15 protein-coding genes are annotated in these 14,974 nt (G+C 62.7%); 8 read left to right on the top strand and 7 right to left on the bottom strand.

Annotated elements, in window-relative coordinates; genetic code table 11:
* Positions 1 to 27: 27 nt before the first annotated feature.
* Positions 28 to 915 carry a LysR substrate-binding domain-containing protein gene (locus SM764_RS20205; RefSeq protein WP_274830758.1) on the bottom strand — a complete coding sequence of 296 codons (888 nt, stop codon included), beginning with the start codon at positions 913 to 915 and terminating at the stop codon, positions 28 to 30.
* The gene (locus tag SM764_RS20200) at positions 915 to 1,814 is read right to left on the bottom strand and encodes a LysR substrate-binding domain-containing protein (RefSeq protein ID WP_369002601.1); all 900 of its coding nucleotides are present in this window, start codon (positions 1,812 to 1,814) and stop codon (positions 915 to 917) included. Before SM764_RS20200 ends, SM764_RS20205 begins: the two co-directional genes overlap by 1 nt.
* Positions 1,815 to 1,956: 142 nt before the next feature.
* Here SM764_RS20200 and amaB point away from each other — a divergent pair, with 142 nt between their 5' ends.
* Positions 1,957 to 3,459 carry an L-piperidine-6-carboxylate dehydrogenase gene (gene amaB, locus SM764_RS20195; RefSeq protein WP_369002600.1) on the top strand — a complete coding sequence of 501 codons (1,503 nt, stop codon included), beginning with the start codon at positions 1,957 to 1,959 and terminating at the stop codon, positions 3,457 to 3,459.
* On the top strand, positions 3,449 to 4,723 hold the full coding sequence (locus tag SM764_RS20190) for an NAD(P)/FAD-dependent oxidoreductase (RefSeq protein WP_369002599.1): 1,275 nt from the start codon (positions 3,449 to 3,451) through the stop codon (positions 4,721 to 4,723). Before amaB ends, SM764_RS20190 begins: the two co-directional genes overlap by 11 nt.
* Before the next feature lie 44 nt (positions 4,724 to 4,767).
* On the opposite strand, the gene SM764_RS20185 is transcribed toward SM764_RS20190, so the two are convergent.
* On the bottom strand, positions 4,768 to 5,814 hold the full coding sequence (locus tag SM764_RS20185; RefSeq protein ID WP_369002598.1) for a zinc ABC transporter substrate-binding protein: 1,047 nt from the start codon (positions 5,812 to 5,814) through the stop codon (positions 4,768 to 4,770).
* A gap of 135 nt (positions 5,815 to 5,949) precedes the next feature.
* Between SM764_RS20185 and SM764_RS20180 the strand changes: the two genes are divergently transcribed.
* The 4 genes from SM764_RS20180 to SM764_RS20165 all read left to right on the top strand — a co-directional run bounded on the left by SM764_RS20180 (position 5,950) and on the right by SM764_RS20165 (position 9,017).
* Positions 5,950 to 6,432, top strand: coding sequence for a Fur family transcriptional regulator (locus tag SM764_RS20180; protein WP_274830753.1), 483 nt, complete (start codon positions 5,950 to 5,952; stop codon positions 6,430 to 6,432).
* Positions 6,429 to 7,226: an ATP-binding cassette domain-containing protein gene (locus SM764_RS20175; RefSeq protein ID WP_274839934.1), complete on the top strand. Its 798-nt coding sequence runs from the start codon at positions 6,429 to 6,431 to the stop codon at positions 7,224 to 7,226. Before SM764_RS20180 ends, SM764_RS20175 begins: the two co-directional genes overlap by 4 nt.
* Positions 7,223 to 8,035: a metal ABC transporter permease gene (locus SM764_RS20170; protein WP_274830751.1), complete on the top strand. Its 813-nt coding sequence runs from the start codon at positions 7,223 to 7,225 to the stop codon at positions 8,033 to 8,035. Before SM764_RS20175 ends, SM764_RS20170 begins: the two co-directional genes overlap by 4 nt.
* Before the next feature lie 67 nt (positions 8,036 to 8,102).
* Complete coding sequence (locus SM764_RS20165) at positions 8,103 to 9,017, top strand: MurR/RpiR family transcriptional regulator (protein ID WP_369002597.1); 915 nt, start codon at positions 8,103 to 8,105, stop codon at positions 9,015 to 9,017.
* A gap of 5 nt (positions 9,018 to 9,022) precedes the next feature.
* Here the strand turns inward: SM764_RS20165 and SM764_RS20160 are convergent, their stop codons facing one another.
* From SM764_RS20160 to SM764_RS20145, 4 genes are read right to left on the bottom strand one after another with little or no spacing between them, the layout of a single operon-like run.
* Positions 9,023 to 9,805 carry a dimethylarginine dimethylaminohydrolase family protein gene (locus SM764_RS20160; RefSeq protein WP_369002596.1) on the bottom strand — a complete coding sequence of 261 codons (783 nt, stop codon included), beginning with the start codon at positions 9,803 to 9,805 and terminating at the stop codon, positions 9,023 to 9,025.
* A 3-nt stretch (positions 9,806 to 9,808) separates the two neighbouring features.
* On the bottom strand, positions 9,809 to 11,410 hold the full coding sequence (locus SM764_RS20155; RefSeq protein ID WP_369002595.1) for a 5-guanidino-2-oxopentanoate decarboxylase: 1,602 nt from the start codon (positions 11,408 to 11,410) through the stop codon (positions 9,809 to 9,811).
* Positions 11,407 to 12,594: a pyridoxal phosphate-dependent aminotransferase gene (locus tag SM764_RS20150; protein ID WP_274866631.1), complete on the bottom strand. Its 1,188-nt coding sequence runs from the start codon at positions 12,592 to 12,594 to the stop codon at positions 11,407 to 11,409. The genes SM764_RS20155 and SM764_RS20150 overlap by 4 nt, the downstream gene beginning before the upstream one ends.
* A complete protein-coding gene (locus SM764_RS20145) occupies positions 12,591 to 13,250 on the bottom strand; it encodes a TetR/AcrR family transcriptional regulator (RefSeq protein ID WP_274830746.1) in 660 nt (219 codons plus the stop codon). The genes SM764_RS20150 and SM764_RS20145 overlap by 4 nt, the downstream gene beginning before the upstream one ends.
* Positions 13,251 to 13,341: 91 nt before the next feature.
* Here SM764_RS20145 and SM764_RS20140 point away from each other — a divergent pair, with 91 nt between their 5' ends.
* Positions 13,342 to 14,151, top strand: coding sequence for an ABC transporter ATP-binding protein (locus tag SM764_RS20140; RefSeq protein ID WP_369002594.1), 810 nt, complete (start codon positions 13,342 to 13,344; stop codon positions 14,149 to 14,151).
* 49 nt (positions 14,152 to 14,200) lie between these two features.
* Positions 14,201 to 14,965 carry a transporter substrate-binding domain-containing protein gene (locus SM764_RS20135; RefSeq protein ID WP_274830744.1) on the top strand — a complete coding sequence of 255 codons (765 nt, stop codon included), beginning with the start codon at positions 14,201 to 14,203 and terminating at the stop codon, positions 14,963 to 14,965.
* Positions 14,966 to 14,974: the final 9 nt, after the last annotated feature.

The raw sequence follows: 14,974 nt of genomic DNA, 5'->3' as shown, positions 1-14,974 counted from the left end.
GTCTGAGCCGCCGGGTGGATATGGCGGCTAAGGCTCTTCCCTGCGCAGCTGTTTTCTAAGCCAGGCCTCGAACCGTTGCACCGGTTTTGGCGCCGCCCCGTATGGACGCACGAAATAATAGCGTTTGCGGGAGGTCAGATGCGGACCGGGAATGCGCATCAACTCACCCGAGGCGATTTCCTGATCCACCATATCATATGGCACGATCGCTGCGCCCAGCCCGGCCACCGCTGCAGCGATAACCATCGAATGCTGGTCGAAATAGCGCCCGTCCTGACGCGGCGCACCGATGATCCCAGCTCGTGCGAACCAGTCCCGCCAAGCTTCTTCGCGGCTTTCCAGATGCAGCAGCGGCACCCCAGGCCAATTCGGATTGCCCGCAAGATCCTGCCCGGCAAAGAAATCCGGCGCGCAGACCGGGATCATCTGCTCGCCGAACAATTCGGTCATCAAGGTACCGGGCCAATTGTCGAGCCCGTAATGAATGGCCAGATCAAAAGAGGTGCGGCTGAAATCAAACGGCTCCAGCCGGGTGGTGAAATTCAGCTCGATCTCGGGGTGGCGGGCAAAGAAATCCGGCAACCTTGGGATCAGCCAGCGATTGGCGAATGTCGGCAGGACGGCGATCCGCAGCGCCGAACGCCCGGCCCCGGCGGCAACCGCTTTTTGCAGGCTGGCCTTCAGCGATCCCAGATCCTGCGCCAGATCGGTGGCAAGCCCCTGCCCGGCCGGGGTCAACACCACACCGCGCCCGACACGCTGGAACAACTCGAACCCCAGGACCGTTTCCAGCTCTTTCACCTTCTTGCTGACGGCGCTTTGGGTCAGCCCCAGTTCCTCGCCGGCGGCGGTGAAATTCTGATGCCGGGCCGCGCTTTCGAAGCAACGCATATGGGTCAGGCTGGGCAGCCGCATCACGACACCTCCTGCGGGCCGATCTGCCCGATCAGCCAGTCACGGAATTTCAGCAAGGGATAGTCAGTCGCCCGATCCTGTGGCCAGACCAGAAAATACGACCCCAGCATAACCGGCGCGCCCGGCACTGCCAGTTGCAGCCGACCCTGGGCAATTTCCGCCTCGGCAATGAAGGTCGGCAGCAGGGCAACGCCAAGCCCATGTACCGCCGCCTGTGTCATCGCCGAGGATTGATCGAACAACATGCCGCGCAGTTTTTCCGCCGGAACATCATGCAGGGCAAACCATTGCTCCCAGCTGTCCGGGTGGGTCTCCAGATGCAGCAGCGGGAAATTGAGCAGCTCCTCCGGCGTTGCGGCCGGGGCATGCATCAGTCCGGGCGCGCAAACCGGCAGCACGTGTTTGGGCATCAGGGGCAAATATTCGACGCCCGGCCAATCACGTGTGCCATAGTGAATCGCAGCCTGTGTGGTGCTGCCCTCAAAACTGAACGGCAGGTTATGAGTCTGAAGGTTGACGGTAATCCCCGGATGCCCTGCCACGAAATCCTTCAGCCGCGGCGCCAGCCAGTGCAGCCCGAAGGAGGGCAGGATCGACAGGTTCAGACTGCCCCCATCCGGGTTGGCCCTGAGTTTCACCGAGGCCTGCGCAAGCCGGGTCAGGATACCGCGTGCCTCCTGTGCGAACCCTGCCCCCGCCGGTGTCAGCTGCATCCGCATCTGATCACGCGCAATCAGATCAACCCCCATCTGCTCTTCCAGCTGTTTCAGTTGGCGGCTGACCGCGCTTTGGGTCAGCGACAGATCCTCAGCCGCCGCCGAGGCGCTGCCCAGACGGTCCACCGCTTCGAGGGCAAGCAGGGATGGAATGGAGGGTAAAAAGCGACGCGGCGCGATCATATGACTTTACCTCATACCGGCAGGAATTAGTTTCATGTGCAAACCACTCCTTTCAATGACAAACAAGGGAAAACGCCAACACCTGATCATCAAAGATAGTTCTTTCCCTCATGATCAGCATTCTCTGACAAGGACTCCTTCCATGGACTACGCAGATATCCTGACCGCCGCTGGCCTGACCAAAGACGAACTCTGGGGTGGAACGCTCAGCGTGACCACGCCGGTCGATGGCAGCGAAATCGCCAAGTTGAAGATGCACAGTGTGAGCGAGGCAAAAACCCAGATCGAAGACGCGAAACAGGCATTCACGGCCTGGCGGCAAGTGCCTGCCCCGCGCCGCGGTGAACTGGTCCGCCTGCTTGGCGAAGAGCTGCGCCGCGAGAAAGAAAACCTTGGCCGACTGGTGACGCTGGAATGCGGCAAGATCTATCAGGAAGGCCTTGGCGAAGTGCAGGAGATGATCGACATCTGCGATTTCGCGGTTGGCCTGTCGCGCCAGCTTTATGGCCTGACCATTGCATCCGAGCGCCCTGGCCACGCCATGCGCGAAACCTGGCACCCGATGGGCACCTGCGGCATCATCACCGCCTTCAATTTCCCGGTCGCGCCCTGGTGCTGGAACGCGGCGCTGGCCCTTGTCTGCGGCGATCCGGTGATCTGGAAACCTTCCGAGAAGACCCCCCTGACGGCGCTGGCGGTTCAGAAGATCTGCGAGCGGGTTTTGGAAACTTTCGGCGACGAAGCTCCAAAAGGCCTGATTCAGACTCTGGTTGGCGAACGCGATCTGGGCGAAGCGCTGACAGCCTCCAAGGATGTTGCGATCATCTCGGCCACCGGTTCAGTGCCGATGGGCAAGGCGGTGGCCGCCGATATGTCCAAACGTCTGGGGCGCACGATTCTGGAGCTGGGCGGCAACAACGCGATGATCGTGGCCCCTTCGGCGGATCTGGAAATGGCCCTGCGCGCCATCGTGTTCTCCGCCGTTGGCACCGCCGGGCAGCGCTGCACGACCCTGCGCCGCCTGATCGTGCACAAGGACATCTATGACCAGCTGATCCCGCGCCTGATCAAGGCCTATGAGGGTCTGCCGATTGGCGACCCTCTGGCCGACGGCACCCTGGTCGGCCCGCTGATCGACCGTCCCGCGCTGGACGCCATGGACGCTGCGTTGGCGCAGGCCAAGGCCGAAGGTGGAAAGGTGCACGGCGGCGGGCAGGCGCAAAAGGACAGCCATGGCGATGCAGCCTATGCCCATCCGGCCATCGTGGAAATGCCGGAACAATCGGCGATCATGCATACCGAAACCTTCGCGCCGATCCTTTATGTGGTGAGATACGACGATCTGGATGAGGCCATCGCCCTGCAGAACGACGTGCCTCAGGGGCTCAGCTCCTGCATCTTCTCCACCGATGTGCGCGAGACCGAATATTTCCTCTCGGCAGCGGGTTCGGATTGCGGTATCGCCAATGTGAACATCGGACCCTCCGGTGCCGAAATCGGCGGGGCCTTTGGCGGAGAAAAGGAAACCGGCGGCGGCCGCGAAAGCGGATCTGACGCCTGGAAAGGGTATATGCGCAGGCAGACGAATACCGTGAACTATTCACGCGATCTGCCGCTTGCACAGGGGATCAAATTTGACATCTGATCTGGCGTCCAGTCTTTGGCATGACACCTGCCGGGAGCAGATCCTGGCGCCGCAGCTGACCGAAGAGGTCACTGCGGATCTGGTGGTGATCGGCGGCGGCTACACAGGGTGTGCCGCCGCGCTGAAGGCTGCGGGACTAGGCGCCGATGTCCGCCTGATCGAGGCGGGCAGTTTCGGCAGCGGTGGGTCGGGGCGCAATGTCGGTCTGGCCAATGCCGGCCTCTGGCTGCCCCCCGAGGATATCAACGCCGAAATCGGCGAGGCGGCCGGGCGCCGCCTGTCCGACCTGCTCGCCGGGGCACCGGATATGGTCTATGACCTGATCGAAACCCATCAGATCGCCTGCGAACCGGTCCGCAAGGGCACGCTGCACTGCGCCCATGCCCCCAGCGGCATGAAAGATCTGCAACGGCGCTTCGACCAGCTGTCGCGGATCGGCGCTCCGGTGAAACTGCTGGACGCAAGCGAAGCGCAGGCAAGGGTCGGGTCCGAACAGGTGTTCGGCGCGCTGTTTGATCCACGCGCTGGCACGATCCAGCCGCTGGCCTATGCCCGCGGTCTGGCCCGGGCCGCTGCGGGCGCAGGTGCAAAGGTCCACGCAGAGACCCCTGCCCTATCGGCCACACGGCAGCAGGATATCTGGGACATCACCACCCCCAATGGCCGCATTCGCGCCAAGCATATGATCGTCGCCACCAACGGCTACGCCCTGCCTATCGAAGGGCTGAAAACCCCGGCCATGATCCCGGTGCATTATTTCCAGGCCGCAACCGATCCGCTGCCGGACAGAGTTCGCAAGGCCATCCTGCCCGAGCTGGAAGGATGCTGGGATTCGGCGCTGGTCATGTCCTCCTGGCGGCTGGATCAGGAAGGTCGCCTGATCATCGGCGGCATGGGGGCGCTGAACCATCCCGGCAGCGGCATTCACCTCGGCTGGCTGCGGCGCAAACTGGCCGATCTATTCCCGGCGCTGGCCGACACGCCCTTGCGACAGACCTGGTTCGGGCGGATCGCAATGACCACGGAACACCTGCCGAAGATCCAGCATCTGGACGGCGGCTATGCCTGTTTCGGCTATTCCGGGCGCGGCATCTGCCCCGGCACACTGTTTGGCACCCGCATGGCCGAGGCACTGCTGACTGGCGAGACATCCTGCCTTCCGGTAGACCCGGTGGCCAGCCACAGCCTGCCCTTTGCCGGGCTCAAACAAGCCTATTACGAGACCGGCGCGACCCTGACGCATCTGGTCAAGAACCGGTTCTGAAAGGGGCAGACCAGGGTCCCCCGCCCTGCCCCTTTCCGGAATACCTAGTGGCAGCTCGCCATGGCGCTGCCCAGTTCGGACAACAGTTCCGTGTAGAAATCCGGCCCAGGCGGGATGTGGCTGCCCATGGGGTCAATCACTACCGTTTTTGCCCCGGTCCCATCCAGCACCGTATCGACCAGTCCCGGATTGAACTGCGGCTCGGAAAAGACACAGGCGACGCCATGGGACGCAACCGCATCGCGGATCTCGGCGATGCGCGCGGGGCTTGGGTCCGAAGCATCGCCTAGCGAAATCGCCCCGGATGAGGTCAACCCAAAACTGTGCTCGAAATACTGGTAAGCGTCGTGGAAAACGATGAAGGAGCTGGCGCGCAGTGGCTCCAGAACCGCATCAAGGCGCCCCACGGTTTCCTTGATTTCCGCCTGACCGGCCTTGGCGTTGGCCATGTAGATCTCTGCGTTTTCGGGGTCCAGCGCGGCCAGCTCTGCCGCAATGACCGATAGCCACAGCTCTGCGTTTTCCGGCGCCAGCCAGGCATGGGGGTCGATGCCTTCATGCGCGTGGCCAGCGTGATCCTCGTGATGCGCGTCGCCGTGTTCATCATGCGCCATGTGATCATGATCGTCACCATGCTCGCCTTCTACGGCGTGATCCTCATGTCCATCGTGATCTTCGCCAGCGTGACCGTCGTGATCATGCTCGGCTTCATGATCGTGATCATCGTGATCAAAGGTCGTGCCCGACCGGAACTCCAGCTCCAGCGTGCCATCGACCTCCAGCAGTTCGGTCACCCGCGCCCGCCCAGCCAGGGTCTCAAGCGGGCCTTCCAGCCAGGGTGTCAGTGCTTCGCCAATCCAGAACACCGCATCAGCGCGGTCCAGCGCCAGCGCTTCGGAGGGGCGCATTGCGTAGCCATGGGGTGACGCACCGGGCGGCACCACCAGATCCGGCTCTCCCACTCCCTGCATCACACGGGCGACCAGCCCATGCACCGGCGCGATATCAACCGCCACCCGCGGCACCTCGGCCAGCGCCATCCCTGCCCCAAAAACAGCAGGCAGCGCCGCTGCGTAAGATAAGCCTTTCATTCCGACAGTCCTCTCGTCCCGAGTCGATGTAATTGTATAACATTACGCGGCTTGATAAACGTCATAACATAACATATCAAGACCCAAATCGGTGCCTGTTACTGCCCCTTCAATTGCCCTGTGCGGAGACCCCTGATGGATTCGATCGGCTTCGAAACCCACGATCACAGCAGCTGTATCCACGACTGCATTGCCGCAGTGGATGCCCGGTGCAAGGCAAAGGGCCTGCAATTCACCCCCGTACGGCGGCGGGTGCTGGAAATCCTGCTGCAAGAGCACCGGGCGCTCGGCGCCTATGACATTCTGGACCGGCTGCGCGAAGAGGGACTCGGCTCGCAGCCCCCGGTCGCCTATCGGGCGCTGGATTTCCTGGTCAAGAATGGCTTTGCCCACAAGATCGAACGGCTGAATTCCTTTGTGGCCTGCACCCATCCGGGCGACAGGCACGCGCCGATCTTCATGATCTGCCGAATCTGCGATGCCGTGGCCGAAGTGCATACCGATCCTACCAAGGGACAGCTCGGTGCCGCAGCAGAGGAAGCCGGGTTCCTGATCGAACGCACCGTCGTCGAAGCCGAAGGGATTTGCCCAAAATGCCAGAAGGCACAGGCTGCATGAGCCTTGTATCCCTGAAAGGCCTGTCCGTTCAGTATGGCGGCAACACGGTGCTGTCCGATGTGAACCTGAATATCGAAGCGGGTGAGATCCTCACCATCGTCGGGCCGAACGGATCGGGAAAATCCACGCTCTTGCGCAGCATCATCGGCGCCCTGAAGCCCAGCCGGGGCAGCATCACCCGCGCGCCCGGCCTGCGCATCGGCTATGTACCGCAAAAACTGCATATCGATCCCACCCTGCCGTTAACCGTGCGCCGGTTTCTGAGCCTGCCAACCCGCGTCAGTGACGCTCAGGCCGAAGCCGCATTGACACAGGCCGGTGCCGACCGGCTGGCCACGCGGCAGATGTCGGGCCTGTCGGGCGGGCAGTTCCAGCGCGTCCTTTTGGCCCGGGCGCTGCTGACAAACCCGCAACTTCTGATTCTGGATGAAGCCACCCAAGGCCTTGATCAACCCGGCTCCGCCGCCTTTTACCAACAGATCGCAACCGTACGGGCTGAACTCGGCTGCGCGGTGTTGATGGTCAGCCATGAATTGCACGTGGTCATGGCCGCCTCTGACCGGGTGATCTGCCTCAACGGCCATATTTGCTGCGAGGGGGAGCCGGAACACGTGGCCTCTGCCCCGGAATACCGGGCGCTGTTTGGCACCGGAACCCAAGGAGCGCTGGCGCTTTACCGGCACGAACACAACCACTCGCACGACCATTCCCACGATCATGGCCCTGGCTGCGACCACGATCACGGCCCCTCCGACGCAAACAGGGGCGTTGCAGATATGGACAAGGTATCATGAGCTTTCTCGACAGTTTCCTGATCCGCGCCGCACTTGCCGGGATCGGTGTCGCGCTGGCGGCGGCGCCGCTGGGCTGTTTCGTGGTCTGGCGCCGGATGGCCTATTTCGGCGATGCCACGGCGCATGCTTCCATCCTGGGCGTAGCTTTGGCGCTGGCTTTTGATACCTCGGTCTTTGCGGGCGTGCTCGTTACCTCGCTAATGATGGCGACAGCGGTTTCGAGCCTCAGCAACCGGGGCTATGCCATGGACACGCTGCTGGGCGTTCTGGCGCATTCTTCGCTGGCCTTTGGCCTAGTCGCGGTCTCCTTCCTGCATGGGGTCCGGATTGATCTGATGGCCTATCTGTTTGGCGATATTCTGGCCGTCAGCCGCGTTGATCTGGCGATTATCTGGGGCGGCGCGGCGCTGGTTCTGCTGTTGCTCTGGGCGCGGTGGTCGGCGCTTCTGACGGCGACCCTGAACCCGGATCTGGCCTATGCCGCCGGGATCGACCCGAAACGAGAGCAGATGGTGCTGACCATTGCCCTCGCGCTTGTCGTCGCGGTGGCGATCAAGGTGGTCGGCGTCTTGCTGATCGCCGCGCTCTTGCTGATCCCGGCCGCCGCCGCACGTCCCTTTGCCTCGACCCCGGAACGAATGGCGCTGATTGCGGCAACGATCGGCGCCTTGTCCGCCCTCGGGGGGCTGCAACTGGCTTTTACCTTTGACACGCCGACCGGGCCGACCATTGTCTGCCTCGCCGCGATCCTGTTCGCACTCTCGAGTCTGGGTCACGCCCTGCGCCAGCATATCATCGGTCGCAATTGATCCGTGGGCCTGCGCAGACCGTGTGATTTCCTGTTGCATGGTTCAGCACATATGTTCTGTTTATCCCATGAACCCCCAACTTGATCCGAAACAGACCGCCCGCCTGCTGGCCACGCTGAAAGAGAGCATTTCCCACATGCCGCCCAAACTGGCGGCGGCGGCGAAATATATCATCGATAACCCGGGTGATTTCGCGCTCGACCCGGTGCGCCTTACCGCCACCAAGGCCGGGATCAGCGCCAATACGCTGGTGCGTCTTGCTGAGCATCTGGGGTTTGACAGTTTCGAAGCCCTGCGCACCCCCTTCCGCGCCGCTCTTGTCACCGGGCAGGAGGCGGGGCTGGGAGAGGATTGGCTGGCGCAGATGCAGGCGTCGGATGCGCCCTCGGCTGCCCTTCAGGCGCGCGCGGCCCGCAACGAGATCAACATCGTGGCGCGTTCTTTGCGGCTGATGACCCCCGAACGCACCGCTGCCATTGTTGAGACGCTGACCTCGGCACGGCGATGTTACGTCACCGCCACCCGCGCCTCATATGCACTGGCGCATTACTTTCACTACGTGGGGCGGATGGCACTGCCGGATCTGGATCTGGTGCCGCGCCATATGGGCTCGGCGATGGACGATCTGATCGACCTCTCGGCGGAGGACTGCCTGATCGCCATCACCTTTGCCCCCTATTCCTCGGGGACCATTCAGGCCCTGCGCATGGCGGCAAAGAGAGGCGCCAAGGTCGTGCTGATTTCAGACAGCGAGGTGATCGCCCCCGGCATCCATGCCGATCATGTGCTGGCCGTCGCGTCGAATTCGCTGCATGCCTTTGGCGCCTATGGTGGTGCCATGGCGGTGCTGGAATGCCTGCTGACACACCTGATCACGGCAGGCGGCGACACCGCCCGCCGCCGGATCGCGGCCTATGAGGACCTGCGTCAGGACAGCGGCGCCTACTGGAGTGGCCCCAAACTGCCCCGCACTGGCCGCTGACGGGATCAGAACCGCAGCGACAGGCAGGACATGCCGCCGTCCAGTTTCGCGCAGTCGCGGTTGTCGATCTCCACGACCTCGAACCCTTCGCGGTCCAGCATTTCGGCAGTGCGTGGGAACCCCCCCGCCATCAGCACCAGATTGTTGAACCGGATCGCGTTGGCCGCTGCCTCTTCGCCATCGGCCACGTGCAGAACTCGGTAACCTTCGAAACAGCCCGAGGCATCCAGCCGACGGGTGGACAAGATCGTTTCCGCATCCATCAGGGAACAATCGGTCTTGAAGTGCAAAACCCCCTCGGGCGTGAAAACCTCGCGCAGGGAGTGGCCCCATTCCGTCGCGATCTCTGCCAACTCGGCAACGCCCGGCGCATCCGTGCGATCCGAGCGGCCCACCAGGATCTCGCGACCGGTCACCAGAATGTCCCCGCCTTCGATATGGCCGGGTCCCTTGATTTCGCGCAGATCTTCGTAACACCCCCGCAGGGCCGGAGCCATTTCGGCCACCTCCCCCATGCGGGACGGCGCGCCGGGGCGCATCAACACGGCGCCCTGCGGCAGGCACAGCGCGGTGTCCTCGACAAAGACCGCATCGGGATAGGCCTCCAGCGGCTCCAACTCGATCACTTCGGCGCCGGTGCTTTTGAGGGCCGCCACATAAGACGCATGGGCCTTCAGCATGGTCTCCAGATCCGGGGTGCCGATATCCTCGGCGCGCAGCCCGTTGACGATGCTGGCCGCCGGACGGCGGGTGATAGCGCGGGTAAACTCAAACGAAGGGTTGGTCATATTCTAGTCCTGTGTCGGCACAAAAACAGGTGCCGCGATTTCAATCATGGAAGGGCCGGTTTTCGGCGCCGCGCGCAAAGCAGCGGCGACCTCGGCCGGGGTTTGAGCCACCGCCTGATGCGGAATGCCAAAGGATCGGGCGGTTGCGGCAAAATCGGGCGGCGTGGGATCACAGCCAACCACTGTCACGCCAACGTCCTGCATCGAGGTCGCGATTTCGCGGTAGCCGTGGTTGTTCCAGACCACGAATGTGACCGGCAGACCTTCCTCGACCGCGACCATGACTTCGGGCAGCGAAAACTGCGCACCGCCATCTCCGACGATACAGATCACCCGCGCGTCAGGCGCCGCAATCGCGGCCCCGATGGCTGCGGGAATGCCATAGCCGAGCGCGCCATATCCCGTTGCCGCGTTGAACCAGCCGCCGGGGCGGTCGTGATCGTAGTAAAGGTTCCCGGCATAGATCGGCTGCGTCGAATCCCCCACCATGATCGCGCCAGGCAGTGCATCGCGCATGGCATCCAGCACGGCGACCTGATCGCGATACTCCGGTCCCAGCTCTTCCAGCGCGGCATCGCGGGTGCGGGCCGCCCGCGCGGCGCCGTCATTACCCGCCTGCCCGTCCGGCATCGCTGCCAGAAGCGCAGTCAGAAAGCCCCCTGCCCCGCTTTGAATGCTGAGCTCAGCAGGGTGACGCTGCAATTGCTGGTCACAAAGATCGACCCGGATCAGCCCAGCCATCGCAGGCATGGTGCCGGTTGCGTACATGTCATAATCCGTCGGTCCCATCTCGGTACCGATGGCCAGAACCACGTCGGCCTCTTCGATCAGTGCCCGTGTTGCCTGCAGGCTGGGGCTCGCCGGAACGCTCAGGGCATGATCGAAAAGCACCCCACGGGCGTTGACCGTCTGTACCACCGGAGCATCCAGCCGTTCAGCCAGGCGCCGCAATTGCGCCGCTTCCGATTTGGCCCCGCCGCCTGCAAGGATCACCGGGCGCCGCGCGGCGTTCAGCCGTCGCGCGGCCTCGGCAATCTGATCGGCATCCGCCTCTGGATAGTTCGCGTTTGACTGGGGAGCCGCCGCGCCTTCGGGTGCAGCAGTACCGGCGATATCCAGCGGGATCTGCACATGCACAGGACCGGGTCGCGGGCTCTGTACGTGATCGAACACCCGGTTCAGCGCTGGGGTCAGCGCTTCTGGACTGTCGACATGTTCGGACACCAGTGCCACCGTCGCCGCCAGCGCGTGCTGGTCGGGCAATTCGTGCAGATGCCCCATACCCTTCCCCAGCGACGGGGCCGCATTGACCCCAGAGACTACCAGCATCGGCACGGAATCCGCCCGCGCCTGCGCCATGGGCGTCAGCGTATTGGTCAATCCCGGCCCGGTGATAACAAAGGCTACGCCTGGCTGTCCCGACACGCGGGCGTAACCGTCTGCCATGAACCCGGCGCCCTGTTCGTGGCGCGGCGTCACATGACGGAGCCCCGACGCGGCAAGCCCCCGGTAAAGTTCCACCGTGTGCACTCCGGGAATACCGAACACACAGGTCACGCCGCGCGCCTTCAGATCTGCGACAAGCTGTTCTCCGACGCTGGTCATGCGACCTCCTGCGCCTTTTGGGCGGCATGGGCCACGATCCGGTCAAGCGCTTTGTCGAAACCTGCATCTTCGATAGTCAGTGCCACCCGCACCCAGGTCTTCAGGCTTTCCCCGAAAGAAGAACCCGGCATCACGGCAACCCCACCGTTTTCCAGCAGGTCCATCGCATAGGCATCACCATCCATGCCGGTGGCAGAGACATCGATCATCGCGAACATGCCGGCTTCGGGACGGTGCACGGTCAGTCCTGTTTCCGCATGCAGCCGATCCGCCAGACGTTCGGCGCGGGCAGAGAACCGGCTCACCATGCCTGCCGCCACAGAAGATCCCTCGCGCACAGCCTGTTCGGTCATGTCCGCGATGAAAGGCTGGTTGCCGAACAGCATGGTTTCGGAAAACGGCAGCAAGGCATCGCAGAACTCCTTGGAGGCGACACACCAGCCGCTGCGGAATCCCGGCGCGGCGTGGGATTTGGAAACCGAGGATACGGCGATCACCCGGTCCGCGATATCGGCCTGCGCCAGCGGCGATGTAAACTCAGCACCATCGAACACCAGTTCGGCGTAAACCTCGTCCGAGATGATCCAGAAATCATGCTCCACGGCAAGTTTGCCGATGGCCGCGATATCCTCTGGCGTCAAAATCGACCCTGTGGGATTGTGCGGTGAGGTCAGCAGCACCGCGCGGGTCCGCGGTGTGATACGGGCGGCGATATCTTCGGCCTGCATGCGAAACCCGTGTTCGGGGCGCAGGGGCACGGGCACCATATTGGCGCCGGTTGCGCGAATGACACCTTCGTAAGTGGCATACATCGGATCCCCGACGAGCACCTCATCGCCGTGCTGCGCGACCCCGGTCATCACTGCGAACAGCGCGGTCTGGGTGCCCGGGAAACAAAGGAAGTTGTCCGGCTCGAACGCCCGGCCGATCTTGCTGCTGTATTGCGCGGCCAGCGCCCGGCGTAGATTCATTTCGCCGCGCCCATCGGAGTATCCAGTACGGCCAGATTGCATGGCGCGGGCCGCAGTATCAAGCAGCGCCTGCGGCACTGGCACGTCCGGCTCACCGATGGTCATCTCGACCAGATCGGCGCCTGCTTCGGCCATGGCGCGTGCTTTCAGGTGTATTTCCCATTTTGCACCGCCCAGCCCTGCCAAACGCGTGGTCACATCTGTTGTTTTCATGGCCGATCAGCCTTTTCCTGAGGTGTCATTTTCAATTCTAATCCGGTAATGGCGCCGACGGAGCGCACCCCGATTTCGGGCAGCTCTCCCGGCTCAAAAGCATCCGGCAAGGCGCCACCTTCGAGCCACAGACCGTCGATCACCGCGTTACAGGCAATGGCGAGATGGCGCAGACCAGGCGGCGCGACGGAGCGTCCGGTCTCACGCAGCGCAGCATCGATCAGCGCCTCAAGCCGGTCCCGGAAATCGGCATAGGTCTGCGCGTGAATCTGGCGCATGACCGGATCCTGCTGCACCTTGTTGAGGAAGCTGGCCCAAAGACCAATCGAACGCGGATCGACAACCGGCGGCGTAAGCGAGGCCACAACAAAGGCCGACAACCTGCTCACCGCACAGCCGGTGACCTGCGTGGCCGGGGCCTCGGTCAGATCCGTCATATAGGTCATGTGATGTTCGTAGGCAGCGCTGATCAACTCTTCCTTGGAGGAGAAGTAGTGCCGGATCAGACCTTGCGTCACATCGGCACGCTCGGCGATGGCCCGGACCGTCGCCCCGCGCACGCCATTTTCGGCAACCAGCTCAAGCGTAGCCGCGATCAGGGCGGCCTTTCGGGCCTCTGCAGTCTCCCGCTTAAATTTCCGGCGTTCTTCGGTCACGGTCTCTCCGGCCTGACGATTTCAAATTATACACTTGCATAATTACTATTGTTCGTCCTTACTACAAGCCGAAAAGTAAGGACCGCGAAAAATGCCGCAAAGCGCCGCTGCCAGCACAGCTGCTCAGACACCCCCTGCCCCCGACGCCGCCACCGAGGCGATCCGGGTCACGGATCTGCACAAATCATTCGGGCATCTGGAGGTTCTGAAGGGGGTTTCACTGACCGCGCAGAAAGGCGACGTGGTCGCCATCATCGGCGGCTCCGGCTCTGGCAAATCAACTATGCTGCGCTGCATCAATTTTCTGGAACAACCCACGTCCGGCAAGATCATCATCGGCGGCGAGGAGGTCGCCATGCGCAGCGATGGTAGCCCGGCGAATCGCCGCCAAATCGAACGGATCCGCACCCGTCTGGCCATGGTGTTCCAGCAGTTCAACCTCTGGACCCACCGCACCCTTCTGGAAAACGTGATCGAAGTGCCGGTGCATGTGCTGAAACAACCGCGCACCGAAGCGATCACCAAGGCCCGCCAGTTGCTGGAACGGGTCGGGCTTGCCGACAAGGCAGATACCTTTCCGGCCTTTCTATCCGGCGGACAGCAGCAGCGGGCGGCGATTGCGCGCGCGCTGGCGGTTGATCCGTCGGTCATGCTGTTCGACGAACCCACATCGGCGCTGGATCCTGAACTGGTGGGCGAAGTGCTGACGGTCATCCGCGACCTTGCCGCCGAAGGGCGCACCATGCTGCTGGTGACCCACGAAATGAAATTCGCCCGCGAGGTCGCGGATCACGTTGTCTACCTCTACCAGGGGCGGATCGAGGAACAGGGCCCGCCAGAACAGGTCTTTGGCAACCCGCAATCCCCCCGTCTGCAACAGTTTCTGAAATCCGTCCACTAAGGGCGGCAAGGCCGCAAAGGCCAATCATCTCAACTCAGGGAGAATACCTATGACATTCAAATCATTGCTTTCCGCGACAACCGCCGCGCTGGCGCTGGCCGCGACCATGGCCACAGCCGAAGAAGTGAAGATCGGTATCGCGGCCGAACCCTATCCGCCCTTTGCTTCGGCTGACAGCTCCGGCAACTGGGTTGGTTGGGAAATCGACGTCATCAACGCGGTTTGCGCCGCTGCTGAACTGGACTGCGTGATTACTCCGGTTGCATGGGACGGCATTATCCCGTCGCTGACCGGCAAGCAGATCGACGCCATCATGGCCTCCATGTCGATCACCGAAGAGCGCATGAAAACCATCGATTTCTCCGACGCTTACTATAACACCCCCACGGTGATCGTTGCGGACAAGTCCATGGACATTGAGCCGACCCCTGAATCGCTGGCAGGCAAGATCCTGGGCGTGCAGGCCTCGACCATCCACCAGGCCTATGCGCAGGAATACTTCAAGGACGCCGAAATCCGCGTCTATCAGACCCAGGACGAAGCCAACCAGGATCTGTTCGCCGGCCGCATCGACGCGACCCAGGCCGACAGCATCGCCATGGCGGATTTCGTCGGTTCTGACGCAGGCGCCTGCTGCGAGATCAAAGGTCCGGTCAAAGACGACCCTGCCATTCTGGGCAAAGGTGTCGGCGCCGGCGTGCGCAAGGGTGAAGAGGATCTGAAGGCGGCGCTGAACAAAGGGATCGCCAAGATCCTTGCCGACGGCACCCACGCCGAAATCACCTCCAAATACTTCACGACCAGCATCTACTAAGGCGCTACC

The organism is Pseudophaeobacter sp. 1A16562 (assembly GCF_041008785.1).
In the GTDB taxonomy this organism is placed as follows: Bacteria; Pseudomonadota; Alphaproteobacteria; order Rhodobacterales; family Rhodobacteraceae; genus Phycobacter; species Phycobacter gallaeciensis_A.
The sequence above is the reverse complement of the archived record's forward strand: the minus strand, read 5'-3'. Positions and strand labels throughout refer to the sequence as shown.